The sequence below is a fragment of the Terrisporobacter othiniensis genome, assembly GCF_000808015.1.
Classification (GTDB): Bacteria; Bacillota; Clostridia; order Peptostreptococcales; family Peptostreptococcaceae; genus Terrisporobacter; species Terrisporobacter muris.
Genome location: NZ_JWHR01000109.1, coordinates 64,391 through 84,561, shown reverse-complemented (window position 1 = coordinate 84,561; position 20,171 = coordinate 64,391). Strand labels below are relative to the sequence as shown.

Genomic DNA, 20,171 nt, shown 5'->3' with positions numbered 1-20,171 from the left:
ATTACTCATTCATAAATATTCTACATATTCTGAGGATTACCCTTCCATATATTACCATAATATTTTTATTTAAAATATAAATTAAAATATATACAAAAAAGACATATCCATAAGGATATGCCCATAATATTTGTCTATTATTTTTTAATTGTAACAGATTCTCTTTCCATAATTTGATATGGAAGTTCTATTTTCTTTTCTTCAACAGGTTCACCGTTTATAAGTTTGATTAAAGCTCTTACTGAAACTGCACCCATATCGAATAATGGTTGATAAACTGTTGTTAATTTTGGTCTATATATTTTTGCAAGTTTCGTATCATTGAATCCTGCTACAGAAATATCTTGTGGAACACTGTATCCTGAATCAAAGATTGCATTTATTGCTCCAACAGCTGCTTCATCACCTGTAACAAATACTGCTGATGGTATTATTTTTTCATCTATAAGCTCTTTCATAGAGTTATATCCGCCTTCATAATCAGTGTTTCCATATTTAATTAATTCATTTCTTACTGATATGTTGTTATCTCTTAAAGCTGATTCATAGCCTCTTCTTCTTTCCATTTCTAGTATTGTATCTTCTTTACTAGTCATGATTAACGCTATATCTTTATGGTTACTTTCTATTAAGTACTTTGTCATGTCATAAGTAGCATTTTCGTTACTTGTACTTACACAGTATACATCATACTCTCTTGCTGTTTTACTTATATATACTGCTGGAATACGACTTTCTTTCATAAAGTTTACATGTTCTTCATCTAATATCCAAGATAACATTACTATACCTTCAACTTGTTTAGTTTTAAGTAGTCTTATACTGTCTAATTCTTGTTCTTTATCTGAATAAGTATTTACTAGAAGTATATCGTAATCATACATCTTAGCAACTGCTTCTATTCCGTTCAATATTTCGTTAACAAAAGAATCTGATACTTCTGGAACTATAACTCCTATTAATTTACTCTTTTTAGTAACTAAACTTCTAGCAAGAGGGTTTGGTACATAACCTGTTTCTTTGATTACATCCAAAACTCTTTGTTTAACTTCGTCCGTTACTGGTTTTGAATCATTTATAACTCTTGAAACTGTTGATATAGAAACACCAGCCAGTTTTGCAACATCTTTTATAGTTACGTTGTTTTTCATTTCGTGCCTCCTATTATTACTCTCAGTACGATTTATGCATCTAATCTCTACATTTTATCATAACTTACACCTTTTATAAATACATATTGTAATTTATTTGTATCTAAAAACAATAAAAAGCTTTTTATGTTATAATTCCCAACTTATACTTATTATTTACTTTATATTTATTAATATTATAAATATGAGCAATTAAAAGTATAATTAGACAAAAAATATGAAAAATACTATTAGGAGGAGAAAAATAATGGACAAAAAACTAATAGTATCAAAAACAGTTACCTTCATTGCAATAATTGCATTTATAGTTGTATTTAAATTAATGTTTGGTGAAAAAAATACTTTAATCGGTGTTACTACTGTAACAGCTACACTAATGTTTTTAGAAAGAGATTTAAGTCTGTCTCCTGTTAGAAATACAATCAAACTTATACTTATAAATTTGTTAATTGGTATTAGCTCTTATTTAGTAATTTCAAATATGTACTTAGGAATTATAGTTAATTTTTTCACCTTATTCTTAATTAGCTACAATTTTTGTTACAATTTAAGAAACCCACTATATCTGCCATTTACATTACAGTATTTATTCTTATTAGCAAATCCTGTAGACAATCAGGAATTACTTCTTAGAATTTTTTCATTAGTTTTTGGAGCTATAGTAATTATGCTGGCTCAAATTTTAGTTAATAAAAATAGGCTAGCTAAATCAGGAAATAAACTACTCGAAAATGTATGTGATTCTATAGTAAATAAAATTGAATATAAAGAACAATATGATTTAGTTGATGATGGTGTAGAAAAAGTTAATCAATCCATAGATGCTTTTAGAACTATGGTTTATGACAAAAGAGAATATAATTATTATTTAACAGAAGAAGGCCGACTAAAATTAAATTTGTCAGTAGCATTGGAGAATATACACTCTATGATTCATGATACTAATCTAGGCTCCATTGATAATGACATACTAAAAACTCTAGAACTTTTAATAAAAGAAGTCAAACTACTTCTTAATAATTCTAAAGATAATATTGGTGGGCATGATGTAACCCTTTATATGCAAAAACTATTTAAAATCTGTGAAGAAAAAGATATTGATGATTTATTAAATCTTCAATTACTAGATAGTATGCTTTTGTTATCTGATACTATAAAATCTTTAAGAGCACTAGATGAGAAACAATACAATATTGTAGATAGATCTCACGAAATATCTGAACTTTTCTCAGATAGTGGAATTAAATCCTTTTTTATGGATAAGAAATCCATAAGGTTTTGTTATGCTATGAGAGTTGCCATATCTATAACTATTGCTACCTTTATTATGCAATATTTTAATTTATCAGAAGGTAGATGGATTTTATTTACCCTGCTTTCTTTAATAACACCTTTATATGAAGCATCAAAATCTAAAACTAAGGATAGAGTATTTGCTACCATAATTGGTTCTATTATTATATTTATACTATTTAGTATTTTTAAAGATCCAACATTAAGAATGCTAATAATACTTGCTACGGGATATCTAAATGGATATGCTAATCAATACAGATACTCTACCATATTTGTTACAGTCTCTGCCATAGGTTCAGCTGCTTTACTTGGAGATGTAGGAATACTTACAATAAATAGGATTTTCTTTGTCTTTGTTGGTATAGTGATGGCCATATTAGCTAACAAATACATTTTTCCTTACAAAGTAAAGGATTCTATGATACAGCTTAAAAATATGTATCATGAAACTATTATAAATATGCTTAAAGAAGTAAAAAATTTAGTAGAGGGAAATAAGCAACCAACTACTATGAAAAATTTAATTGTTTTAACTTCTTTGATAGATGCCAAAGCAAGAGGCGATGAAAAAATAGCAAATTCACCTTCTTATAGCAAAATAATTAGTGAAAGAAGATCCTTAGTTGCAAATATTTATGAGCTTTATATTTGGATATTACGAGGAGAAATAAAATCCCAAAGTCAAAAAGAAATTCTAAATGATTTGAAGGATTTAATTAATTACTCCAACGAGGATATTAGTTCAAAAGTTGCTAAAATTGAGTACGGTATAACTGTAGCAAAAGATATTAACACAAAAATAATATTAAGTAGCATTATAGTTATACTAAAAGAATTATGTCATTTAGGTGAATTAAATAAATCAATATAAATAAAAAATCTTAAGCTAAAAATGGCTTAAGATTTTTTATTTATTAATCATTTGATTTAATCATTCTTTTAGATTCAATTATACCTAAAATTACACATAATATTAGAGGTATAATTTTAACTAAAACATTTTCTCCAAAATTAATATTTGTAAAACTCTCTATTATGACAGGAATATAGAATATAAAAGGTAACATTAGAAACCATGTATCTATTTTTTTCGATGCTATTAAAGATAATAAAAAAAGTGCTCCAATAATTATACTTACTAATAGTTTATTAATAACTATTGATTGGTCCATATTTCTTCCTATTAATCCTATAATAACTAAAGCACAGATATTTACACAAAATAATACAAATATTCCTACTGAAAACTTTTTATCTTTAAATGCAAATTTTCTAGCCAAAATAACTAATATAATTATAGTAAGCAAATAAACTAATGGTACTGATATGACTTCCATAACAGACATAGTAACTATTCCATTCTTTATTCCACTTAAAAATATCCATGTTCCAAAACCTATAATAAACATTAAAACTGTTTCGATTAAATCCTTTTTGCTAAATGATAATTCATCTGCCACAGATTTTGCATATTCTTCAGGAGAATTTCCAAAAATATCTTTCACACTCTTTCCTTCTTGCTCACCTAGAATTAAATGTTGCTCAGCTTCTTCTATAAATTCTTTTATTTCAACTTCACTTTTTCCTGTACTTACTAAATACATATTCAAGCTTAAAATAAATTCTTCACCTTCTTTAGATATTTTATTATTATAACATTCACTCATAGTCTACTCCTCCTTACTTCCCTTCCAATAATTTATTTACACTCATAGATATGTTTTTCCATATTTTCATAAATTCAGCTAGCTGCTCTTGTCCTTTATCTGTTAAAGAATAATATTTCCTCTTTGGTCCACTTTCTGATGCTTTTGTTGTTGTGGTAACTAATCCTTCTTTTTTCATTCTTATCAATAAAGGATATATACTTCCTTCACTGACCATATTAAATCCATATAACTCTAATTTCTTAGTCATTTCATATCCATACACCTCTTCTTCTGATATAACCACCAACAAGCACCCTTCTAAAATGCCCTTTAACATTTGTGTTGAATTCATTTTGTACCTCCTATATTGCAATACAAGATAGAAATGTAACTTGTATTACAACCTACTATACTTATAATATACTCCAACCTATCTTGTTTTGCAACATAGTAATTAATATTTATTTGATTTTTCCATAGATTTGAGAGAAATATAATTTTCCTCATATATAAAAAAGCAGAAGATTATAACTTTAATCTTCTGCTTTATATTTATCTAATTTAATACTGTTTTATTATATTCCATTAAATAACTTTCCATTAAATCTTCTAGGGCTTCTTTTGTAAAAACCTTTTCTAAATTGACACAATCTTTATCGATTACTAATTTAATGTATGATGAGCATAATTCTGAAATGGCATATCCTAATGCTTGAGTAAGCCTTCTTGCAAGCGAATCGTTTATACCTATGGATATAATAGTAACACCTCCAGGTATTAACCTTAATATTTTACCAAGTAATATTTTATAAATAAACTTTTCTCTATCCACAAATATATTTTCATTTAATATTTGCTTACCATCTAAGTTGTATTTATAAACTTCCCAAATATTTAATATTTTTAAACACATTTCCATTTCCAAATCCATAAGTATTGAAGAATCAGATATAGATATGGGAGTAGATGCCTTTTGGGCTGCTAGTTGCCCATATTGTGTCAATATATTTTCATTTATATATTCTTTTTTTGAAGTAAAATCTAACTCTTCATTTGTATACTTTGCTTTAATATCCACTATTATTTTTCCTCCATCTACAGAATAAGTTCTTTAGACATATTATTCTATAGATGTTTATAAATCCCTTTATTTATATAAAGTATTTTATGCAACTTCTATTCGTCCTCTAAAATCTCTTCTTCAGTTAAAATTTTTTTCCTAGACACAACCATATTGCACTCCTGGCAATAATAACTAATACTGCCTCATCCATCTAAAACTTCTAGTTTACTTTTACAGTACGGACAGTAATATTCTTTTAACATAAATTTACCCCTTCACCACATTCTTTTATTATAATTTGATATACATCTTGATATGATTTATCATGTTTTTTACATATTTCTATAACACTATCATATTCAGGATAAACTCTCTTTCCACTGTTCAAGTAACATTCTTTTATTACTACTTCTCCCAATGAAGTTTTCACTTTTTTAATTTCTCTTTTTAAAATACTTCTCTCCATTTTTTGTTTTCTAATTCCAATAGTTGTAGTTTCTTCGAATATAATATTTTCTAATTTTGTTACATCTTCTTCATTACAAATAACATTTAGTTGATAAGCTGGACGGTTCTTCTTCATAAATACTGGCATGTAGTGAACATCCCTAGCCCCTGCTTGTAGTAAACGATCCATAACATATCCTAAAGCTTCTCCAGAACAATCATCTACATTACTTTCCAACTTAACTACAAAGTCTTTATTTTCATCTTTACTTTCTATAAGCATTGCTCTTAATATACTTGGATTTTCATATGTTCTTTTACCTGCTCCTAATCCTATCTTTTTAATAGAAAACTCTCCAGGAAGCTTATCATTAGTTTTTATAGCAGCCACAATAGCCGCACCAGTAGGAGTTACTAATTCTCCTTGTGTATTTGTAAGATGAAGTTTTAAATTATTATTTGCCACAATATGTGAAACTGCTGGCACTGGTACTGGTATTAATCCATGTTGACAACGAATAAATCCACTACCTTCATATAATACTGGTACTATTACCTCTTCTATTTGTAAATTATCTAAACAAACTGCCACAGCAATAATATCTACTATAGAATCTACTGCTCCAACTTCATGGAAATGCACTTCATCTATACTGACTCCATGGGCTTTGGCTTCTGCTTTTCCTAATATATTAAAGATATTTATTGCTATTTTCTTTGCATTGTTTGTAATATTAGCCTTCTCAATAATTGAAATTATATCTGATAATCCACGATGTTCATGGTGGTGATTATGGTCATGGTCATGTTTATTTTCATGATCGTGATTATGGTGATGATCCTCATGATCGTGATTATGGTCATGGTCATGGTGGTGTTGATCATGCACTTCATGATTGTGGTTATGTTCCTCTTCTCCATAAAGGTAATTCATATCATGATCGTGATTTTCATGTTTCTCATCTAAAATCACGTTAAAATCACAAGCATCTAATCCATTTTTTGATACTCTACTTATTGCTATTTTAAAACCATCAACTTGTAAACTGCTCAAAGCTTTATTTAAAACTTCTTCACTAGCCCCCAAATCTAATAATGATGCTACCATCATATCTCCACTAATTCCACTGTAACATTCTAAATATAAATTATTACTCATTCTCTTCCCCCTGGTATTGTTAGTCTCTATTGTCATTTTATAATTTTTCTAAAGTTTTTTCCACCTCTTTTATTCCTTAACCTCTAATACTTTTGCAACTTCCTTTAAATAATTTGTGATTGTAAGGTGTTGTGGGCAATGTACCTCACATTGTTTACATTCTATACAATCAGATGCCTTTCCAAATTTATCATTTAAATTTTCATAATTATATACACCCATTTTATACTGAGACTCTCCAAATCTTTTATAATTATTATAAATCGAGAAATATTCTGGTATGGCAATTTGTTTAGGACAATTTTCAGTGCAATAATGACATGAAGTGCAAGGAATTGCTATATTAGATTTTATTATTTCCTTAGCCTTTTCAATCACTTCATATTCTTTTTCATTTAGAGGTTGAAAATCTTTCATATAACTCATATTGTCCATAAGCTGCTCTTCATTACTCATTCCACTTAGAACCACCATTACATTATCAAGAGATGCTGCATATTTTATTGCCCATGATGCTATTGAATACTGTTCATTCTCCTTTTTAAATAGCATTTCTGCATCTTTTGAAATATTGACTAATGAGCCACCTTTAACTGGTTCCATCACAATTACAGGTTTATTATGTTTTTTTGCCACCTCATAACATCTCTTTGATTGAACCACATCATCTTCCCAATCTATATAATTAATTTGTAGTTGAACATATTCCATTTCAGGGTGTTGTGTAAGAATTTTATCAAGCACGTCAGCGCTATCATGGAAAGACAGTCCAATATGTTTTATTTTACCTTCTGATTTTTTCTTCAAAACAAATTGAAATGCTTTCATTTTTTCTGATTGAAAATAAGTCTTTTCATCAAGACCATGAAGTAAATAATAGTCAAAATAATCTACTCCACATTTCTCCAACTGATTATCAAATATTTCTGGAATTTGAGATGCATCATTAATATTAAACATTGGTAATTTGTTTGTAATTGTATAAGCTTGTCTAGGATATCTTTTTACTACTACTTCTCTAAATGCTGTTTCACTATTTCCATTATGATAAGGATATGCTGTGTCAAAGTAAGTAAATCCATTTTTTAAATATTCATCTACCATATACGTAAATCTACTTATATCTATACTCCCTTGGTCATTTTCATCTATAAGTGGTAATCTCATAAGACCAAATCCTAATTTTTTCATTCTTTTTTCCCCCTAATTATTTATTTTCACATAATAGATACTATTCTTTTAAGTAAATATGAATTCAAAATATATTGTAAATAAGCATGAATAAAGTGTCTAATTACTTAATAACTAGACACTTTAAAACCTGATTACTTATTTATGTTTTTCTCTTAAATCTTTTTCACTCATCATCAAGCCTTTTTCATATAAATCAATTTTATAATCTAAACGTGCTAAAGTCTTATTCATATCTTCAATCTTTTTCGCTAAAACTTTTCGTTGATCTACTAGCAATTCTTTTCTAGCATCAATAGTAGAGTCTCCTTGTTGGAACATCGAAACATAATCTATTAAAACTTCTATAGGAAGCCCTGCACCCCTCATACACTTTATAAACTCTACCCAGTTACAATCCTCCTGAGTATAATCTCTTACACCACTTTTATTACGATTCACCTTGGGAATCAAACCTACTCTTTCATAATATCTCAATGTATCTGCAGATAAACCATATTTTTTGCTTACTTCAGTAATTGTCATAAATATCTTCCTTCCATTTCATTAAACCGTTTTTCCCATTTCGTAAGCTTCTTTCATTGCTTTAGTTACTTTTATTTCTCCCACTTCCCAAGCACCTTTTCCATAAATAACTCCTTTTTCTTTCGCTCCATCTAAACAATCAGTAAATCCTCTAAATCCATCAATTGTTCTCTCCATTAATTTTTCATTATTTACAGCTGCAGTAGCTATAAAATAAAATTCTTTGTTAGCTATTTCAGTATATCTAGCAACAGTTCTATCAATTAAAGTTTTCATCTGCCCATCCATTGTATAAAAATATACAGGTGTTGACATAACTATTACATCTGCATCAATCATTTTTTGTAGAACCTCTGCCATGTCATCTTTTTGAACACATTTTCCACCTTTACTACAAGCATAACACCCTGTACAATGATTTATATTCTTATCTCTTATGAAAATTTTTTCTACTTCATTTCCACTTGCTTCAGCACCCTTTTTAAATTCATCACATAGTATATCTGAATTTCCATTCCTTCTAGGACTTCCTGACAAAATCAAAACTTTTTTACTCATAATTATTTTTCCCCCTAAAATTTGTCTCTATTTAATTTAAATTATTATTCTTTTCAAGTTATATAAATTATGCATAACTTACTTTCAATTTAATAATAGTACTTGGAGTTAACTCTAGGTCAAGAAATTTTTTATATTATTACATATAGAAAGATAGAAAAATTTAAAACCCACCTAAGTAAACTATATATTGTCTACTTGGGCGGGTTTATTAAAAATCTATTATAATATACATTTGTTTTTTCTTAGACATAATATATCACATTATATATTTAGTAGTACAATTATATATCTTACCAATTAACACATAATGTGAATAAGTTTTACAATATATTTTTACTTATAGTAACTTATTGTATAAGTTTTTAACCGTTGGATATATTTGTTTAAACTTGTTATATCTTTCCTCATATTTTTCAACTAACTCTGCATCTGGTTCTATCGTTTCTGTAACCTTTACTAATTTGTTAACTGCATCTTCTATACTTTTAAATTCCTTACAAGCAACAGCTGCAAGTATTGCCCCTCCTAGTGCTGGCCCTTCTTCACTTTCTATCATATCTACTTTTAAATTAAGTACATTTGCTATAATCTTTTTCCAAAGAGGACTTTTTGCACCTCCACCACAAATCTTAGTTCTTTGAATATTTATGCCAAGTGATTTTGCAACTTCTAGAGAATCTCTAAGAGCAAACGCAACACCTTCAAGTACTGCTTGAGTCATATCGCTCCTAGAAGTGTCCATGCTCATTCCAATAAAAGTTCCTCTAGCATTTGGATTGTTGTGAGGTGATCTTTCTCCCATTAAATATGGTAAGAAATAAACATTATTTTCTCCTAGATTATTTATATTTTCTTGTTCTTTTGCATAGTCTTTTGTATTTAAAATTTCTTCACTCCACCATTTATTGCAAGATGCTGCACTTAGCATACATCCCATTAAATGATAGTTTCCATCAGCATGATCAAATGAATGAAGAGCATTATTTGAATCAACACCAAATTTCTTAGAAGATATGAAAATTGTTCCCGAAGTCCCAAGAGATATGTTACACATTCCATCTCCTACAGTACCTGTACCTATGGCTGCTGCTGCATTGTCTCCAGCTCCTGCCACAACTTTTACTGTATTAGGTATTTCTAATTCTTTTGCTATCTCATCAGTTATATTTCCAACAATTTCATAACTTTCAAACACTTTTGCTAGTTGTTCTTCTTTTATTCCACAAATATCTATCATTTCTTTTGACCAGCATCTATTTTCCACGTCAAAAATTAACATTCCTGAAGCATCCGATACATCTGTGCAATGAACACCGCTTAATTTGTAAGCAATATAATCCTTAGGTAACATTATCTTATTAATTTTTGCAAAGTTTTCTGGCTCTTTATTTTTTATCCATAAAATTTTAGGTGCTGTAAATCCTGTGAAAGATATATTGGCTGTATATTTTGATAAGGTTTCTTTACCTATTACTTCATTTAAATAATCACATTCTTCTTTTGTTCTTCCATCATTCCAAAGAAGTGCAGGTCTTATTACTTCATCATTCTCATCTAATATAACAAGTCCGTGCATTTGACCACCAAAGCTTATTCCAGCTACTTGGCTTTTATCTACATCTTTTATTAATTCTTTTAAACCTGTCATAGTTTGTGCATACCAGTCTTCTGGTTTTTGTTCTGACCATCCTGGTTGTGGAAAGTATAGTGGGTATTCTTTTGATACTATGTTACACACTTTTCCACTACCATCCATTAATAATAATTTTACTGCTGAAGTCCCTAAATCTATACCTATGTAATACATATTTCTCCCCCTGTGCGTTGATTTTATCTAACTTACACTTTATCTATTATTGTAATAAAAAGGATGTAGTAAAGAAAGCGTAAGCAATATTTATTACATACTAAAAAAACTTTATTATTTAGTTTCCATTATGTATTGATTTAAGATACTGCATAAAAAATTCGCTTCGCCTGAGCGACGTGTCGGCGAAACACTTCATATCGCCAACGGCTTCGCCCGTTGCTTAAATAACAAAGTTAGAAATTATACGTTATCCACAGAACAGATAACATATAATTTCCTTACAATTAAAAAAATGCTATTGCATTGCAAGAAGTTCCATCGCTAAGAACAAACTAGTTTTTTATTTACTTTTTCTCTGCACTTTTTATAGCACTGAAAATATTATTATAAAATTGGATTCCTTTAGAGTTATCTATATGTAATCCATCAGTAGTGCTAGTAAGGTATCCTTTACTATCAATAAAACCTTTCGTAGCATCTATGATTTTTACATTCGACTTTGTTGAACAAAACTCTTTTAGTTGTTTATTGTACTCATTAATAGCTTTGTTGTATGTTGTACTATTCCCACCTGTAAAGTTTTTTCCCACAGGGAATACTCTTTGAACATAAATGGTTTTGTCTGGATATTTTACTATTAATTGATTTATAAGCGCCTTTGTATCCCTTATGTTTGTGGGTACAGTTATCCCATTTACTCCAATTAACAGAGATACACTATCTATATTATTTTTATCAGGCATTTCATCTACTTTGTCTAGCCAATAAGATGGTCTACTCCCCCCTTGGGCATGAACATAAACTATTTCATTTTTACTCTTTATTGTATTTTCCATTCTTGCAGTGAAGGAATCTCCTACAAATAAGAAGTCATTTAAATTTTTTCTATCATTTGTGTTTGAATTGCTTAACTTCACATATTTACTACTGATATATCCATATGAATCTTTGTATTTTATTTTATACCATCCATTTGACTGTTTTTGTACTATTTGAACTCTAGCACCCTTACTTAAGGTTCCCAATTTAGTTGATGAAGTTAATGCACTTTTTCTCACACTTAAAGTAGTAGAACTAACAGTTCCTCTATTAGTTACTTTGGAGCTTGAAGTAAGTTTTATATAATTGCCTTTTACATAAGCATAAGAGTTTTTATATTTTATTTTGTGCCAGTTTGTTGAAGTGGATCTTACAATCTCCACTTTTGTCCCTTTTGGTAAATATCCTAAAAACTTTGAATTGGTTGAGCAACTTTCTCTTACTGTTAATTTTGTTGCATTATAAACTGTTCCTGTATTTAAAACATTGTCTATAGCTTTTGTCCCATTAAGTTTTATAAAATCATCACCTACATAGGCATAAGAATTTTTGTACTTGATTTTGTACCAACCATTACTTGTTTTTTGTAATATTTCCACCTTGTCACCAGTGTAAAGGCTGCCTAAGTATTTTCCACTGGCAGAGTTGATACTTCTTACACTAACACCATCTATAGTGGCTCTTCCTCTTGAAATTACTTTTTCATATGATGCTTTTGTATTGATTATTTCCTTAGCATTAGTTGTTGATGATATTGCAAAGAAGCTACTTATCATAACTCCTGCTAAAAAAGAAATTGAATATTTTTTAAATTTTTTCTTTATCATTTTTACCCCCGTATTATTCCTATATAGGTATATTATATATATACCTTATATAAATATATATGTTTTAAGTAAGATTTTAAAAATTAACTTTATAAAACATATAAAAACCTTCATTGAATTAACTTCAACGAAGGTTTTCTTATCTATTTTATTTTAGCTATATTTTCTTTTACTACTCTGCAAGAATGTTTAAATTCTTTCAATTCTTCTTCAGTTAAATTAAGCTCATATTTATCTTCTATACCATTTTTACCTATGACTACTGGAATACTTATATAGAATCCTTCTTCTCCATACTGACCTTCTAATAAAGTTGATGCAGTTGTTACGAATTTTTCATCATGATAAATTCCTTTTATAAGTCTAGCTGCTGTGGATGCTATACCAAACTCTGTGCATTTTTTACCTTCGTAAGTAAACCATCCGCCTTTTATAGTTCTATATGTTATATCTTTTTTATCTAAACTTCCAAAAGTTTCTGGTCTTTCTTTTTCAAGTTCACTTAGAGGTTTTCCTCCCAAATTTACAGCTGACCAAGGAATCATTTGAGAATCACCATGCTCTCCTAAAGAATATCCTATTATTGACTTATGATCTATTCCTGTGCACTCAGCCATCACATTTCTAAATCTAGAGCTATCAAGACCTGTTCCTGTTCCAAAAACTTGATTCTGTGGAAGTCCTGTAACTTTTTGAATATGATTAGCTATTATGTCGCAAGGATTTGTGATATTTATTATTATTCCATTGAAACCAGCATCCATAACTCTTTCTATGTATGAATTAACTGCATCAACACTTTCTTGAAGTTCTGCTAATCTATCCCTAGACTCATTAATTTTTCCCACACTGTTTACTATTATGTCGCAGTCTGCCAAGTCTTCGTATTCTCCTGCAGTTACATTTATTCTATGTGGTAAGTATGTAGCTGCATCTAGTAAATCTTGTCTTTCACTAATAGCCTTTTGCTTGTTTATATCAACTAAAATTAGTTCATCTACTATCCCCTGTGTTACTAGTGAAAATGCTACGTGAGCCCCAACATGGCCAACGCCTATTATCCCAACTTTTCTTAATCTTATTTCCATTTATATTGTCCCCCTTTATAGAATGTAAATTTTTACAATATAAAAAATATTTAAGTTAATGATAGCACAATTGTATACAGTATGGTTTTTGTTTTTTGATTTTTAACTATCAATTATATGGACATGGAATAATCCTCCTTCAGCAGTTTCTGAATTATCATTGAAATTCTCAAGTAATTCTGGTTCATCTAGATTTTTTGGGGCTGTCTTTGGACTTATTGCTTAGTATGCAAAAAAAACCTATAAATAGATTTATATAAATCTATTTATAGGTTTTTTTTATATTTATGAAAGAGTTCTAAACTCATATCCGTTATCCTTAAAATATTTTATTATGCTTGGTAAAGCTTTAACTGTTTCTTCTTTTCCATAAGTATCATGCATTAATAGAACTACCATTTCTTTTCCTTCAGAAGTTTTAATTGCATAATCAGTTAATTCTTTAGCATTTTTTCTTTTTCCCTCAGCATCTGCATTTAAAGATGTCCAATCAATTGAAACCAGTTTATTCTTTTCTAAATGCTTATCTAAAGGCTCCATACCTTTCCAAGACATATATCCACCTGGACATCTTATTACTCTAGTTGAGAAGTATTTACCTAAAATATCTTTTAGTAATTTATCATTTTTTTCAAAATCAGCTTTAAATGCTTCTATGTCTAAAACCCTTCCTGGGTATAATTTTCTAACATCATGGCTGTATGAATGATTTGCTATAGCATGCCCCTCATTAAACTCTCGTTTTACAAGCTCTTTTGCTTCATTCCCACCATTTTCTATATTTTGTCCAGTTAAGAAAAATGTAGCTTTTACATCTTCTTTCTTTAAAATATCTAACACATTTGGTGTATTAGTTTTTGATGTTCCGTCGTCAAAAGTTAAAAATACTATCTTTTTACCATCATTAGTGTAATCATATTTACTAAGTTTCTCTGCAACTTTGCTTGCATCATAAGAATATTTTTTCCCCTCGTGGCTAACACCAACTACATATTTTTTCTTTTCTTCTTCTGCTTTTCTTTTTTCTTCTTCAATTCTTTGTTGTTCCGCTTTAATTTGTCTTTGATTATCCACATAAGCCAATGTCCTATTTAATACTCCAAATATAGTCATACCTAAAACTAAAACTAATGCTGCCCTTTTTTTATTTATTCTTTTCCTACTCATATCTCTCAACTCCTACCTCAATAAATTTTTATCACTTTTAGTACCTTTTCGTATAAATTTGTCGACTCATTAAGTATAAACCAGTAAGGCCCTACCATTCAATAGATTTTTTATTACAAATCTGAAATAAAAAACTTTAATTTTTTTAAAACTTTTTAAAATCTGAGTAATATGAGTTATCCACAATCTTTAATTTTTATTTAAATAAATTCACATCAAAAAAAGGGCAATTATGCCCTTTTCTATTTATAAAAAACTATTAAGTTAATATATTTATATTACTTCATAAGCTGTTTAGTAACATTATTAGGTATTACAAATTCCACTAATCCAGATGAACCTGGTGCAACCTCATATTTATCAAAACATATAACTAGTTCACCCTTATCATTTATATAAAAACCTTGATCTTTCTTTATCTTTTTAAAATTATCCATTTCACCATCAATCCAGTACGTATCCTCTTGATTCTTTTTTGTTCTTTCTTTCATTTGACTTATAATATTTTTGCTTATAACATCCACATAGTCACTGCCTTTAAACATTCCTTCCAATGTTAAAACTGTTTGATTTTTCTTGTCTATGTTATAAAACTTTCTAGTTGTGTTAGATGAACCTTGAGCATAATAATTATAAATTACCAGTGATAAAACATCATCATTTTCATTTAATACTTCATACCAAGACTTGCCATACTTTCTACCTTCTTCACCTAGCTCTTTTAAGTCTTTTATTTCATTTAAATATTCATCATATAACTTTTCGCCTTCTGCTTCAAACTCTTTGTTTAGCTTATATTCTAAGTCTTTATCTTTTAAGCCTTCCACCTTTGGTACTTCAATAGAAACATCATATCCGTTTTCATTTACACTATAATTTTTAAAGTTTATAATTTTTATCATATTGCCTATTACTGGTATATCTTCAAGAGTACTTGCAAAGGCTGGGCTCAAGTTAACAGCACCAATTACTACACATATGGATGCGGCTACAGAAGACCACCTAGCTATTCTACTTCTTTTATATTTCTTTTGATTGCCGTTTAAAGCATCATTTACCACATCATTCAATCTATCTGGTATTTCTATATTATTGTAATTTTTTTTCAAATTTTCCAACTTATTATTTTTTTTCAAAATATTCACTCCTCTTCTTCAATAAGTTCTATTTTTAACTTTGATAATCCATTATACAACCTGGTTTTTATGGTATTTTCATTTTCATTTAGTACCTGGGCTATATCTCCTATTTTCATATCTTCAAAATATCTTAGTATGACTACAATTCTATACTTTTCAGGTAATCTCTCCAAAGCTTCTTGCAAGTCTATATCTTCATATGTATCATACCTCATTGTATTTTCTTCTTGTAAGTCATCAGTTATTGCTACGTATTTTTTATTTTTTCTAATATAATCAATTGCGCAATTTGATACTATTTGATAAATCCAAGATTTAATGCTATCTATATTTTTGAGAGTGTTTACATTGTCTAGTGATTTGCAGATAGCATCATGCACTATATCTAGCGCATCATCTTCATTTTTTACATAGCTGTAGGCAAACCTATATAAGGCTTCTTTATTTTCAACTATATATTTTTTTATTTGTTTTTCTTTTTTTCTTTCTACTAAGCTTAGTAATTTCATTTCTTTTTTTCACCTCTCATATATAGGACGTTTTATATAGTTTAAAAAGTTTTATATTTATATAATTTTTTTAAATTTTTTCATTATTATCTTTATTCCCAATTAAAACTAGAATATTAAAATTTATCAAGTATATATTCAAATTATAAAAGACCATACTTGAATATGGTCTTTTCATTTATTATTTGCTATATTTCATATATTTTGGGATAGCTCCTCTTACTCCTCCTGTTGGATCAACAACATCTCCTTCAAATCTCGGCATTAAATGCACATGAACATGAAAAACAGTTTGTCCTCCAGCTTGGTTTACATTCACTCCCACGTTATATCCATCTGGATTGTATTTTTCATCTAGTAATTCTTTTCCTTTGTCTACTAAATCAAAAATTGCTTCTCTTTCTTCTTTTGTTATATCAAAAAAGTTTGCAACATGGCGCTTTGGTATTACTAACATATGACCTTTTGTTGCTGGAAATTTATCAAAAATAGCATATGCAAGGTCATTTTCAAGTATGTAATCCTTTATTTCACAAAATATACAGCTCATTTTACTGCCTCCTTAATTATTTATTATAAACCTAATTTATTTCCTAAATTATAATAAAAATCAGTAATCTCTTTTAAAGATTTTACCATAGTATTATAATATCTCTCTTGTGGAAAAATATAAATAGAAACTCTTATTTATTAGAAGCATATATCTTTGAAAAGTCAATTTATTTTCTAATAAACATTAGGATTTCAACCTAAGTAAAGGAGGTATCATTTTTGATACCTCCTTTTGACATTAAATTATAATTAATTCTTGCTTTCTATTAAGCTTTTCATTGTACTTTTATTCATGGCACCTGGTATATATTTTGTTATATATCCATCTTCGTCAATTATAAGCGTTGATGGTAGAGAGCTAAATCCATATTGATAACTAAGCATTCCTCCATCATCAAATACCACAGGGAAAGTATAATTATTTTCTTTTAGGAAATCTTCTATGTATTGTTGATCTCCTTCTTTTCCCACATTTGGAGATGCCACACCTAATATGATTACATCCTTACTATTCTTTTCATATTCCTTATATAAATCTTCTATATGAGGCATTTCTGCTCTACATGGCGGGCACCAAGTTGCCCAGAAGTTTAAGAATACTTTCTTACCTCTATAATCACTTAATTTATGTTCTTTTCCGTATTGGTCATATAAAGTAAAATCTAGGGCTTCGATTTTTTTGTCTTCCTCAGAATTAGTATCAGTATTTTGACTACTTTCAACTTTATTTTGATTTTCCACCCACTCTGCTTCTCTTTTACTTTTAATTCCATTTGATAGCATTATCATCCCAGATATTACAATAATAATTCCACCAATTTTCTTTATTTTATCCATATGCTTTTTAATCTTATCTATGCTTTTTACTAATTTATTGTAGAATAATGAAACCAGTAAAAATGGTACAATAAATCCTATGGTATACACTGCTATTAATAAATAAGACACTACTGTACTATTTGCATTAGACGACATTATAAGTACGGATGCAAGGATTGGTCCTATACATGGAGTCCACCCAAAACTAAATGTAAAACCTAGTAAGAATGATGTCCATATATTCATTTCCTTAGATTTCATCTCAAATCTTTTTTCTCTATTTAAAAAATTAGATTTTATGCTATCCATGTAGAATAGTCCCATGATTATTGTAATAATTCCACCTATTATCATGACCATATATTTATAGTCATTGAAAAATGAGCTTAGAGCATTTACTGAAGTCCCTAGAATAAAGAAAGTAGTTGAAATACCCAGTGTAAAGAATAAAGTATTTCTAAATAATGAACTTTTTGTAAATCTTCCTTGGTTTAAGTTTTCTATGCTACTATTAGATAGCATACTTAAATAAATGGGTAGTATTGGCAGTACACAAGGTGATAAAAATGATACTAGACCTTCTATAAATACTACAATAAAGTTTATTTTTTCCATCAGATTCTCCCTTATTGTTAAATTTATTCAACTTTTAGTTATTCTTTAATTTATACCCATTTTTCTATATATTAACAATCTTCCTTTTTATAGTCAGTATATATTATTTTTATTTAAATTTAATTCTTTCAAATTTTATGGTATCACCATCGTTTATTACTTGGTCATTTACACCAACTTGAGCATCTTCTCCATTCACAGACACATGCCAGTATTCATTAGTACTTTTACTTAAGTCTATATTTTCTACCTTCACTAACATTCCATCACTTTTTATTTCATATCCTTCTTTATTTGATATGACTGCTCCTAGTTTTTCTTCAGATGTTTTTATTTCTTCTTTTTTATTTATATTGTCTGCCTCTGATAAAACTTCTATAGTTATTGTTTTTTCTCCATCTTGTACATTTTTATTATTTATAGATTTTATTCCAAACGCTCCTAATAAAAGTACAAGTACTGCAACTAAAGTTACTGTTATTTTCTTATTCATAAATATCTCCTCCTAAAACTATTGTGTTGAATATGATTTTTTATAAACTGTTTTCATAGCTCTATCAAATCCATTTAATACAGGAGTAAATGCCCAAAGACCTACTATAAAGTTTGACACTCCATGTACCAAATCAAATATAAATCCATTTATCCAGTAAGAAAGTGCATAGGAATATCCCATTGGTAAGTATATTAATGCAAATAAACCTCCAAACACAAGTCCATATACTCCTAGAAAAATGGCTACATTTATGTCCTTTTTAAGTAAATTTTTTAAAAATCCACAAACAACTGCATATCCACTCCATACAAAAAAGTAACCTATGGTAGCCAGATTAAAGCCCCAAATCATTATATTTAATGTTGAGAATAGTACTGTTATATATATGGTTCTTTTGGTGCCTAATCTTATAGCAAATATAAGTATTAGTAAACTTACTATTTCTATGTTTGGTAAAAAACTTAATATAGCTTGTACTGATTTTAAAAGTGCAGCTAGTAAACCTATAAGTACTATATCTTTTGTATTCATACATCTCTCCTATTCTTGTCATACTCTAATATAATTTTATTAGTCAAGTATTGTCGTGTCAAATAAAAGAGCTTAGGTTTATTATTATAGGTACTAAAAATAAAAACATTAACTACTTGACAATGTCAATTATACAGGTATATAATTGACAATATCAACTATTTAAGGAGTGATTTTTATGAACAAATTAGAAATATTTATAAATGACTTATGTGGAGTATTTGACAACGAAAACCAAATAAATCAAGAGTTAGAATCAGGAAAACAGATACATCCTAAAGCAAAACATATAAATGGTATTTGTAATAATAAAATAAATAACTTACCAGATGATTTTGATGGATATTTTGTTATTGAGGAAAGTTATTATGAACAAGGAAAGTTTAAAAACGTTCTTCCTCATTTATTCTTATTTACATTAAACGAAGATAATGATGTGGTATTAACATCTTATGATATTCCAGAAAATATCTCAAAAGCAGATTTTAGAAATGATAATGAAGATTTAGTTATGGACTATAAAGAACTTAAGGTTTCTTCTAAATTTACACCTATGATATACAAGTATAAAGATGGAGTTTATGAGGGTAGCAGCGTAAGTAACTTCTCTGCTGAAACAGAATTTACGTTAAATGAACGAATTGAAAATGGTAAAATGTATGTAAGTGAAGTGTTTAGAAAAAATGGTAAAATAACTTTTGGTTTCGTTGATCCTATAATCTATGAAAAAAAGAGTATTTAGAAAAGAGGAATATAA

20 protein-coding genes are annotated in these 20,171 nt (G+C 28.5%); 2 read left to right on the top strand and 18 right to left on the bottom strand.

Annotated elements, in window-relative coordinates; all coding sequences use genetic code 11:
• Nucleotides 1–137 precede the first annotated feature (137 nt).
• Nucleotides 138–1,151 (bottom strand): LacI family DNA-binding transcriptional regulator, encoded by a 1,014-nt coding sequence (locus tag QX51_RS12180; RefSeq protein ID WP_039680182.1) that lies wholly within the window; start codon nt 1,149–1,151, stop codon nt 138–140.
• A gap of 247 nt (nt 1,152–1,398) precedes the next feature.
• On the opposite strand from QX51_RS12180, the gene QX51_RS12175 reads away from it, so the two are divergent.
• A complete protein-coding gene (locus tag QX51_RS12175) occupies nt 1,399–3,318 on the top strand; it encodes an FUSC family protein (RefSeq protein WP_039680181.1) in 1,920 nt (639 codons plus the stop codon).
• 43 nt (nt 3,319–3,361) lie between these two features.
• Here the strand turns inward: QX51_RS12175 and QX51_RS12170 are convergent, their stop codons facing one another.
• The 17 genes from QX51_RS12170 to QX51_RS12090 all read right to left on the bottom strand — a co-directional run bounded on the left by QX51_RS12170 (nt 3,362) and on the right by QX51_RS12090 (nt 19,414).
• Nucleotides 3,362–4,114 carry a hypothetical protein gene (locus QX51_RS12170; protein WP_039680180.1) on the bottom strand — a complete coding sequence of 251 codons (753 nt, stop codon included), beginning with the start codon at nt 4,112–4,114 and terminating at the stop codon, nt 3,362–3,364.
• Nucleotides 4,115–4,127: 13 nt separating this feature from the next.
• A complete protein-coding gene (locus tag QX51_RS12165; protein WP_039680179.1) occupies nt 4,128–4,448 on the bottom strand; it encodes a PadR family transcriptional regulator in 321 nt (106 codons plus the stop codon).
• A 204-nt stretch (nt 4,449–4,652) separates the two neighbouring features.
• Complete coding sequence (locus QX51_RS12160) at nt 4,653–5,174, bottom strand: hypothetical protein (protein WP_039680178.1); 522 nt, start codon at nt 5,172–5,174, stop codon at nt 4,653–4,655.
• Nucleotides 5,175–5,415: 241 nt separating this feature from the next.
• Nucleotides 5,416–6,765, bottom strand: coding sequence for a nickel pincer cofactor biosynthesis protein LarC (gene larC, locus QX51_RS12155; RefSeq protein WP_039680177.1), 1,350 nt, complete (start codon nt 6,763–6,765; stop codon nt 5,416–5,418).
• A 69-nt stretch (nt 6,766–6,834) separates the two neighbouring features.
• Nucleotides 6,835–7,956, bottom strand: a complete 1,122-nt coding sequence (locus tag QX51_RS12150) for an aldo/keto reductase (RefSeq protein WP_039680176.1) — start codon at nt 7,954–7,956, stop codon at nt 6,835–6,837.
• Nucleotides 7,957–8,094: 138 nt separating this feature from the next.
• Nucleotides 8,095–8,481: a MerR family transcriptional regulator gene (locus QX51_RS12145; protein ID WP_039680175.1), complete on the bottom strand. Its 387-nt coding sequence runs from the start codon at nt 8,479–8,481 to the stop codon at nt 8,095–8,097.
• A gap of 21 nt (nt 8,482–8,502) precedes the next feature.
• Nucleotides 8,503–9,039: a flavodoxin family protein gene (locus tag QX51_RS12140; RefSeq protein ID WP_039680174.1), complete on the bottom strand. Its 537-nt coding sequence runs from the start codon at nt 9,037–9,039 to the stop codon at nt 8,503–8,505.
• Nucleotides 9,040–9,379: 340 nt separating this feature from the next.
• Nucleotides 9,380–10,849 (bottom strand): xylulokinase, encoded by a 1,470-nt coding sequence (gene xylB, locus QX51_RS12135; protein ID WP_039680173.1) that lies wholly within the window; start codon nt 10,847–10,849, stop codon nt 9,380–9,382.
• Between the two features lie 347 nt (nt 10,850–11,196).
• Nucleotides 11,197–12,498 (bottom strand): SH3 domain-containing protein, encoded by a 1,302-nt coding sequence (locus tag QX51_RS12130; RefSeq protein ID WP_039680172.1) that lies wholly within the window; start codon nt 12,496–12,498, stop codon nt 11,197–11,199.
• A 143-nt stretch (nt 12,499–12,641) separates the two neighbouring features.
• Nucleotides 12,642–13,586, bottom strand: coding sequence for an L-lactate dehydrogenase (locus tag QX51_RS12125; RefSeq protein ID WP_039680171.1), 945 nt, complete (start codon nt 13,584–13,586; stop codon nt 12,642–12,644).
• Between the two features lie 285 nt (nt 13,587–13,871).
• Nucleotides 13,872–14,753 carry a polysaccharide deacetylase family protein gene (locus tag QX51_RS12120; RefSeq protein WP_039680170.1) on the bottom strand — a complete coding sequence of 294 codons (882 nt, stop codon included), beginning with the start codon at nt 14,751–14,753 and terminating at the stop codon, nt 13,872–13,874.
• A 278-nt stretch (nt 14,754–15,031) separates the two neighbouring features.
• Nucleotides 15,032–15,898, bottom strand: coding sequence for an anti-sigma-V factor RsiV (locus QX51_RS12115; RefSeq protein ID WP_242842738.1), 867 nt, complete (start codon nt 15,896–15,898; stop codon nt 15,032–15,034).
• On the bottom strand, nt 15,895–16,401 hold the full coding sequence (locus QX51_RS12110) for an RNA polymerase sigma factor SigV (RefSeq protein ID WP_039680168.1): 507 nt from the start codon (nt 16,399–16,401) through the stop codon (nt 15,895–15,897). Before QX51_RS12110 ends, QX51_RS12115 begins: the two co-directional genes overlap by 4 nt.
• A 181-nt stretch (nt 16,402–16,582) precedes the next feature.
• Nucleotides 16,583–16,951, bottom strand: a complete 369-nt coding sequence (locus QX51_RS12105) for an HIT family protein (protein WP_039680167.1) — start codon at nt 16,949–16,951, stop codon at nt 16,583–16,585.
• A gap of 251 nt (nt 16,952–17,202) precedes the next feature.
• Nucleotides 17,203–18,387 (bottom strand): cytochrome c biogenesis protein/redoxin, encoded by a 1,185-nt coding sequence (locus tag QX51_RS12100; RefSeq protein WP_039680166.1) that lies wholly within the window; start codon nt 18,385–18,387, stop codon nt 17,203–17,205.
• Between the two features lie 109 nt (nt 18,388–18,496).
• Nucleotides 18,497–18,880 (bottom strand): DUF4430 domain-containing protein, encoded by a 384-nt coding sequence (locus QX51_RS12095; RefSeq protein ID WP_039680165.1) that lies wholly within the window; start codon nt 18,878–18,880, stop codon nt 18,497–18,499.
• A gap of 18 nt (nt 18,881–18,898) precedes the next feature.
• Nucleotides 18,899–19,414 (bottom strand): hypothetical protein, encoded by a 516-nt coding sequence (locus QX51_RS12090; protein WP_052233035.1) that lies wholly within the window; start codon nt 19,412–19,414, stop codon nt 18,899–18,901.
• Nucleotides 19,415–19,592: 178 nt separating this feature from the next.
• Here QX51_RS12090 and QX51_RS12085 point away from each other — a divergent pair, with 178 nt between their 5' ends.
• A complete protein-coding gene (locus QX51_RS12085) occupies nt 19,593–20,156 on the top strand; it encodes a hypothetical protein (protein WP_039680164.1) in 564 nt (187 codons plus the stop codon).
• Nucleotides 20,157–20,171 lie beyond the last annotated feature (15 nt).

Coding starts and splice junctions, on each gene's coding strand:
- QX51_RS12170 (WP_039680180.1), bottom strand. CDS start 4,114: ATGAGTGAATGTTATAATAATAAAATATCTAAAGAAGGTGAAGAATTT.
- QX51_RS12175 (WP_039680181.1), top strand. CDS start 1,399: ATGGACAAAAAACTAATAGTATCAAAAACAGTTACCTTCATTGCAATA.
- QX51_RS12150 (WP_039680176.1), bottom strand. CDS start 7,956: ATGAAAAAATTAGGATTTGGTCTTATGAGATTACCACTTATAGATGAA.
- QX51_RS12165 (WP_039680179.1), bottom strand. CDS start 4,448: ATGAATTCAACACAAATGTTAAAGGGCATTTTAGAAGGGTGCTTGTTG.
- QX51_RS12140 (WP_039680174.1), bottom strand. CDS start 9,039: ATGAGTAAAAAAGTTTTGATTTTGTCAGGAAGTCCTAGAAGGAATGGA.
- QX51_RS12110 (WP_039680168.1), bottom strand. CDS start 16,401: ATGAAATTACTAAGCTTAGTAGAAAGAAAAAAAGAAAAACAAATAAAA.
- QX51_RS12100 (WP_039680166.1), bottom strand. CDS start 18,387: ATGGAAAAAATAAACTTTATTGTAGTATTTATAGAAGGTCTAGTATCA.
- xylB (WP_039680173.1), bottom strand. CDS start 10,849: ATGTATTACATAGGTATAGATTTAGGGACTTCAGCAGTAAAATTATTA.
- QX51_RS12120 (WP_039680170.1), bottom strand. CDS start 14,753: ATGAGTAGGAAAAGAATAAATAAAAAAAGGGCAGCATTAGTTTTAGTT.
- QX51_RS12105 (WP_039680167.1), bottom strand. CDS start 16,951: ATGAGCTGTATATTTTGTGAAATAAAGGATTACATACTTGAAAATGAC.
- QX51_RS12145 (WP_039680175.1), bottom strand. CDS start 8,481: ATGACAATTACTGAAGTAAGCAAAAAATATGGTTTATCTGCAGATACA.
- QX51_RS12090 (WP_052233035.1), bottom strand. CDS start 19,414: ATGAATACAAAAGATATAGTACTTATAGGTTTACTAGCTGCACTTTTA.
- QX51_RS12130 (WP_039680172.1), bottom strand. CDS start 12,498: ATGATAAAGAAAAAATTTAAAAAATATTCAATTTCTTTTTTAGCAGGA.
- QX51_RS12180 (WP_039680182.1), bottom strand. CDS start 1,151: ATGAAAAACAACGTAACTATAAAAGATGTTGCAAAACTGGCTGGTGTT.
- QX51_RS12095 (WP_039680165.1), bottom strand. CDS start 18,880: ATGAATAAGAAAATAACAGTAACTTTAGTTGCAGTACTTGTACTTTTA.
- QX51_RS12085 (WP_039680164.1), top strand. CDS start 19,593: ATGAACAAATTAGAAATATTTATAAATGACTTATGTGGAGTATTTGAC.
- larC (WP_039680177.1), bottom strand. CDS start 6,765: ATGAGTAATAATTTATATTTAGAATGTTACAGTGGAATTAGTGGAGAT.
- QX51_RS12125 (WP_039680171.1), bottom strand. CDS start 13,586: ATGGAAATAAGATTAAGAAAAGTTGGGATAATAGGCGTTGGCCATGTT.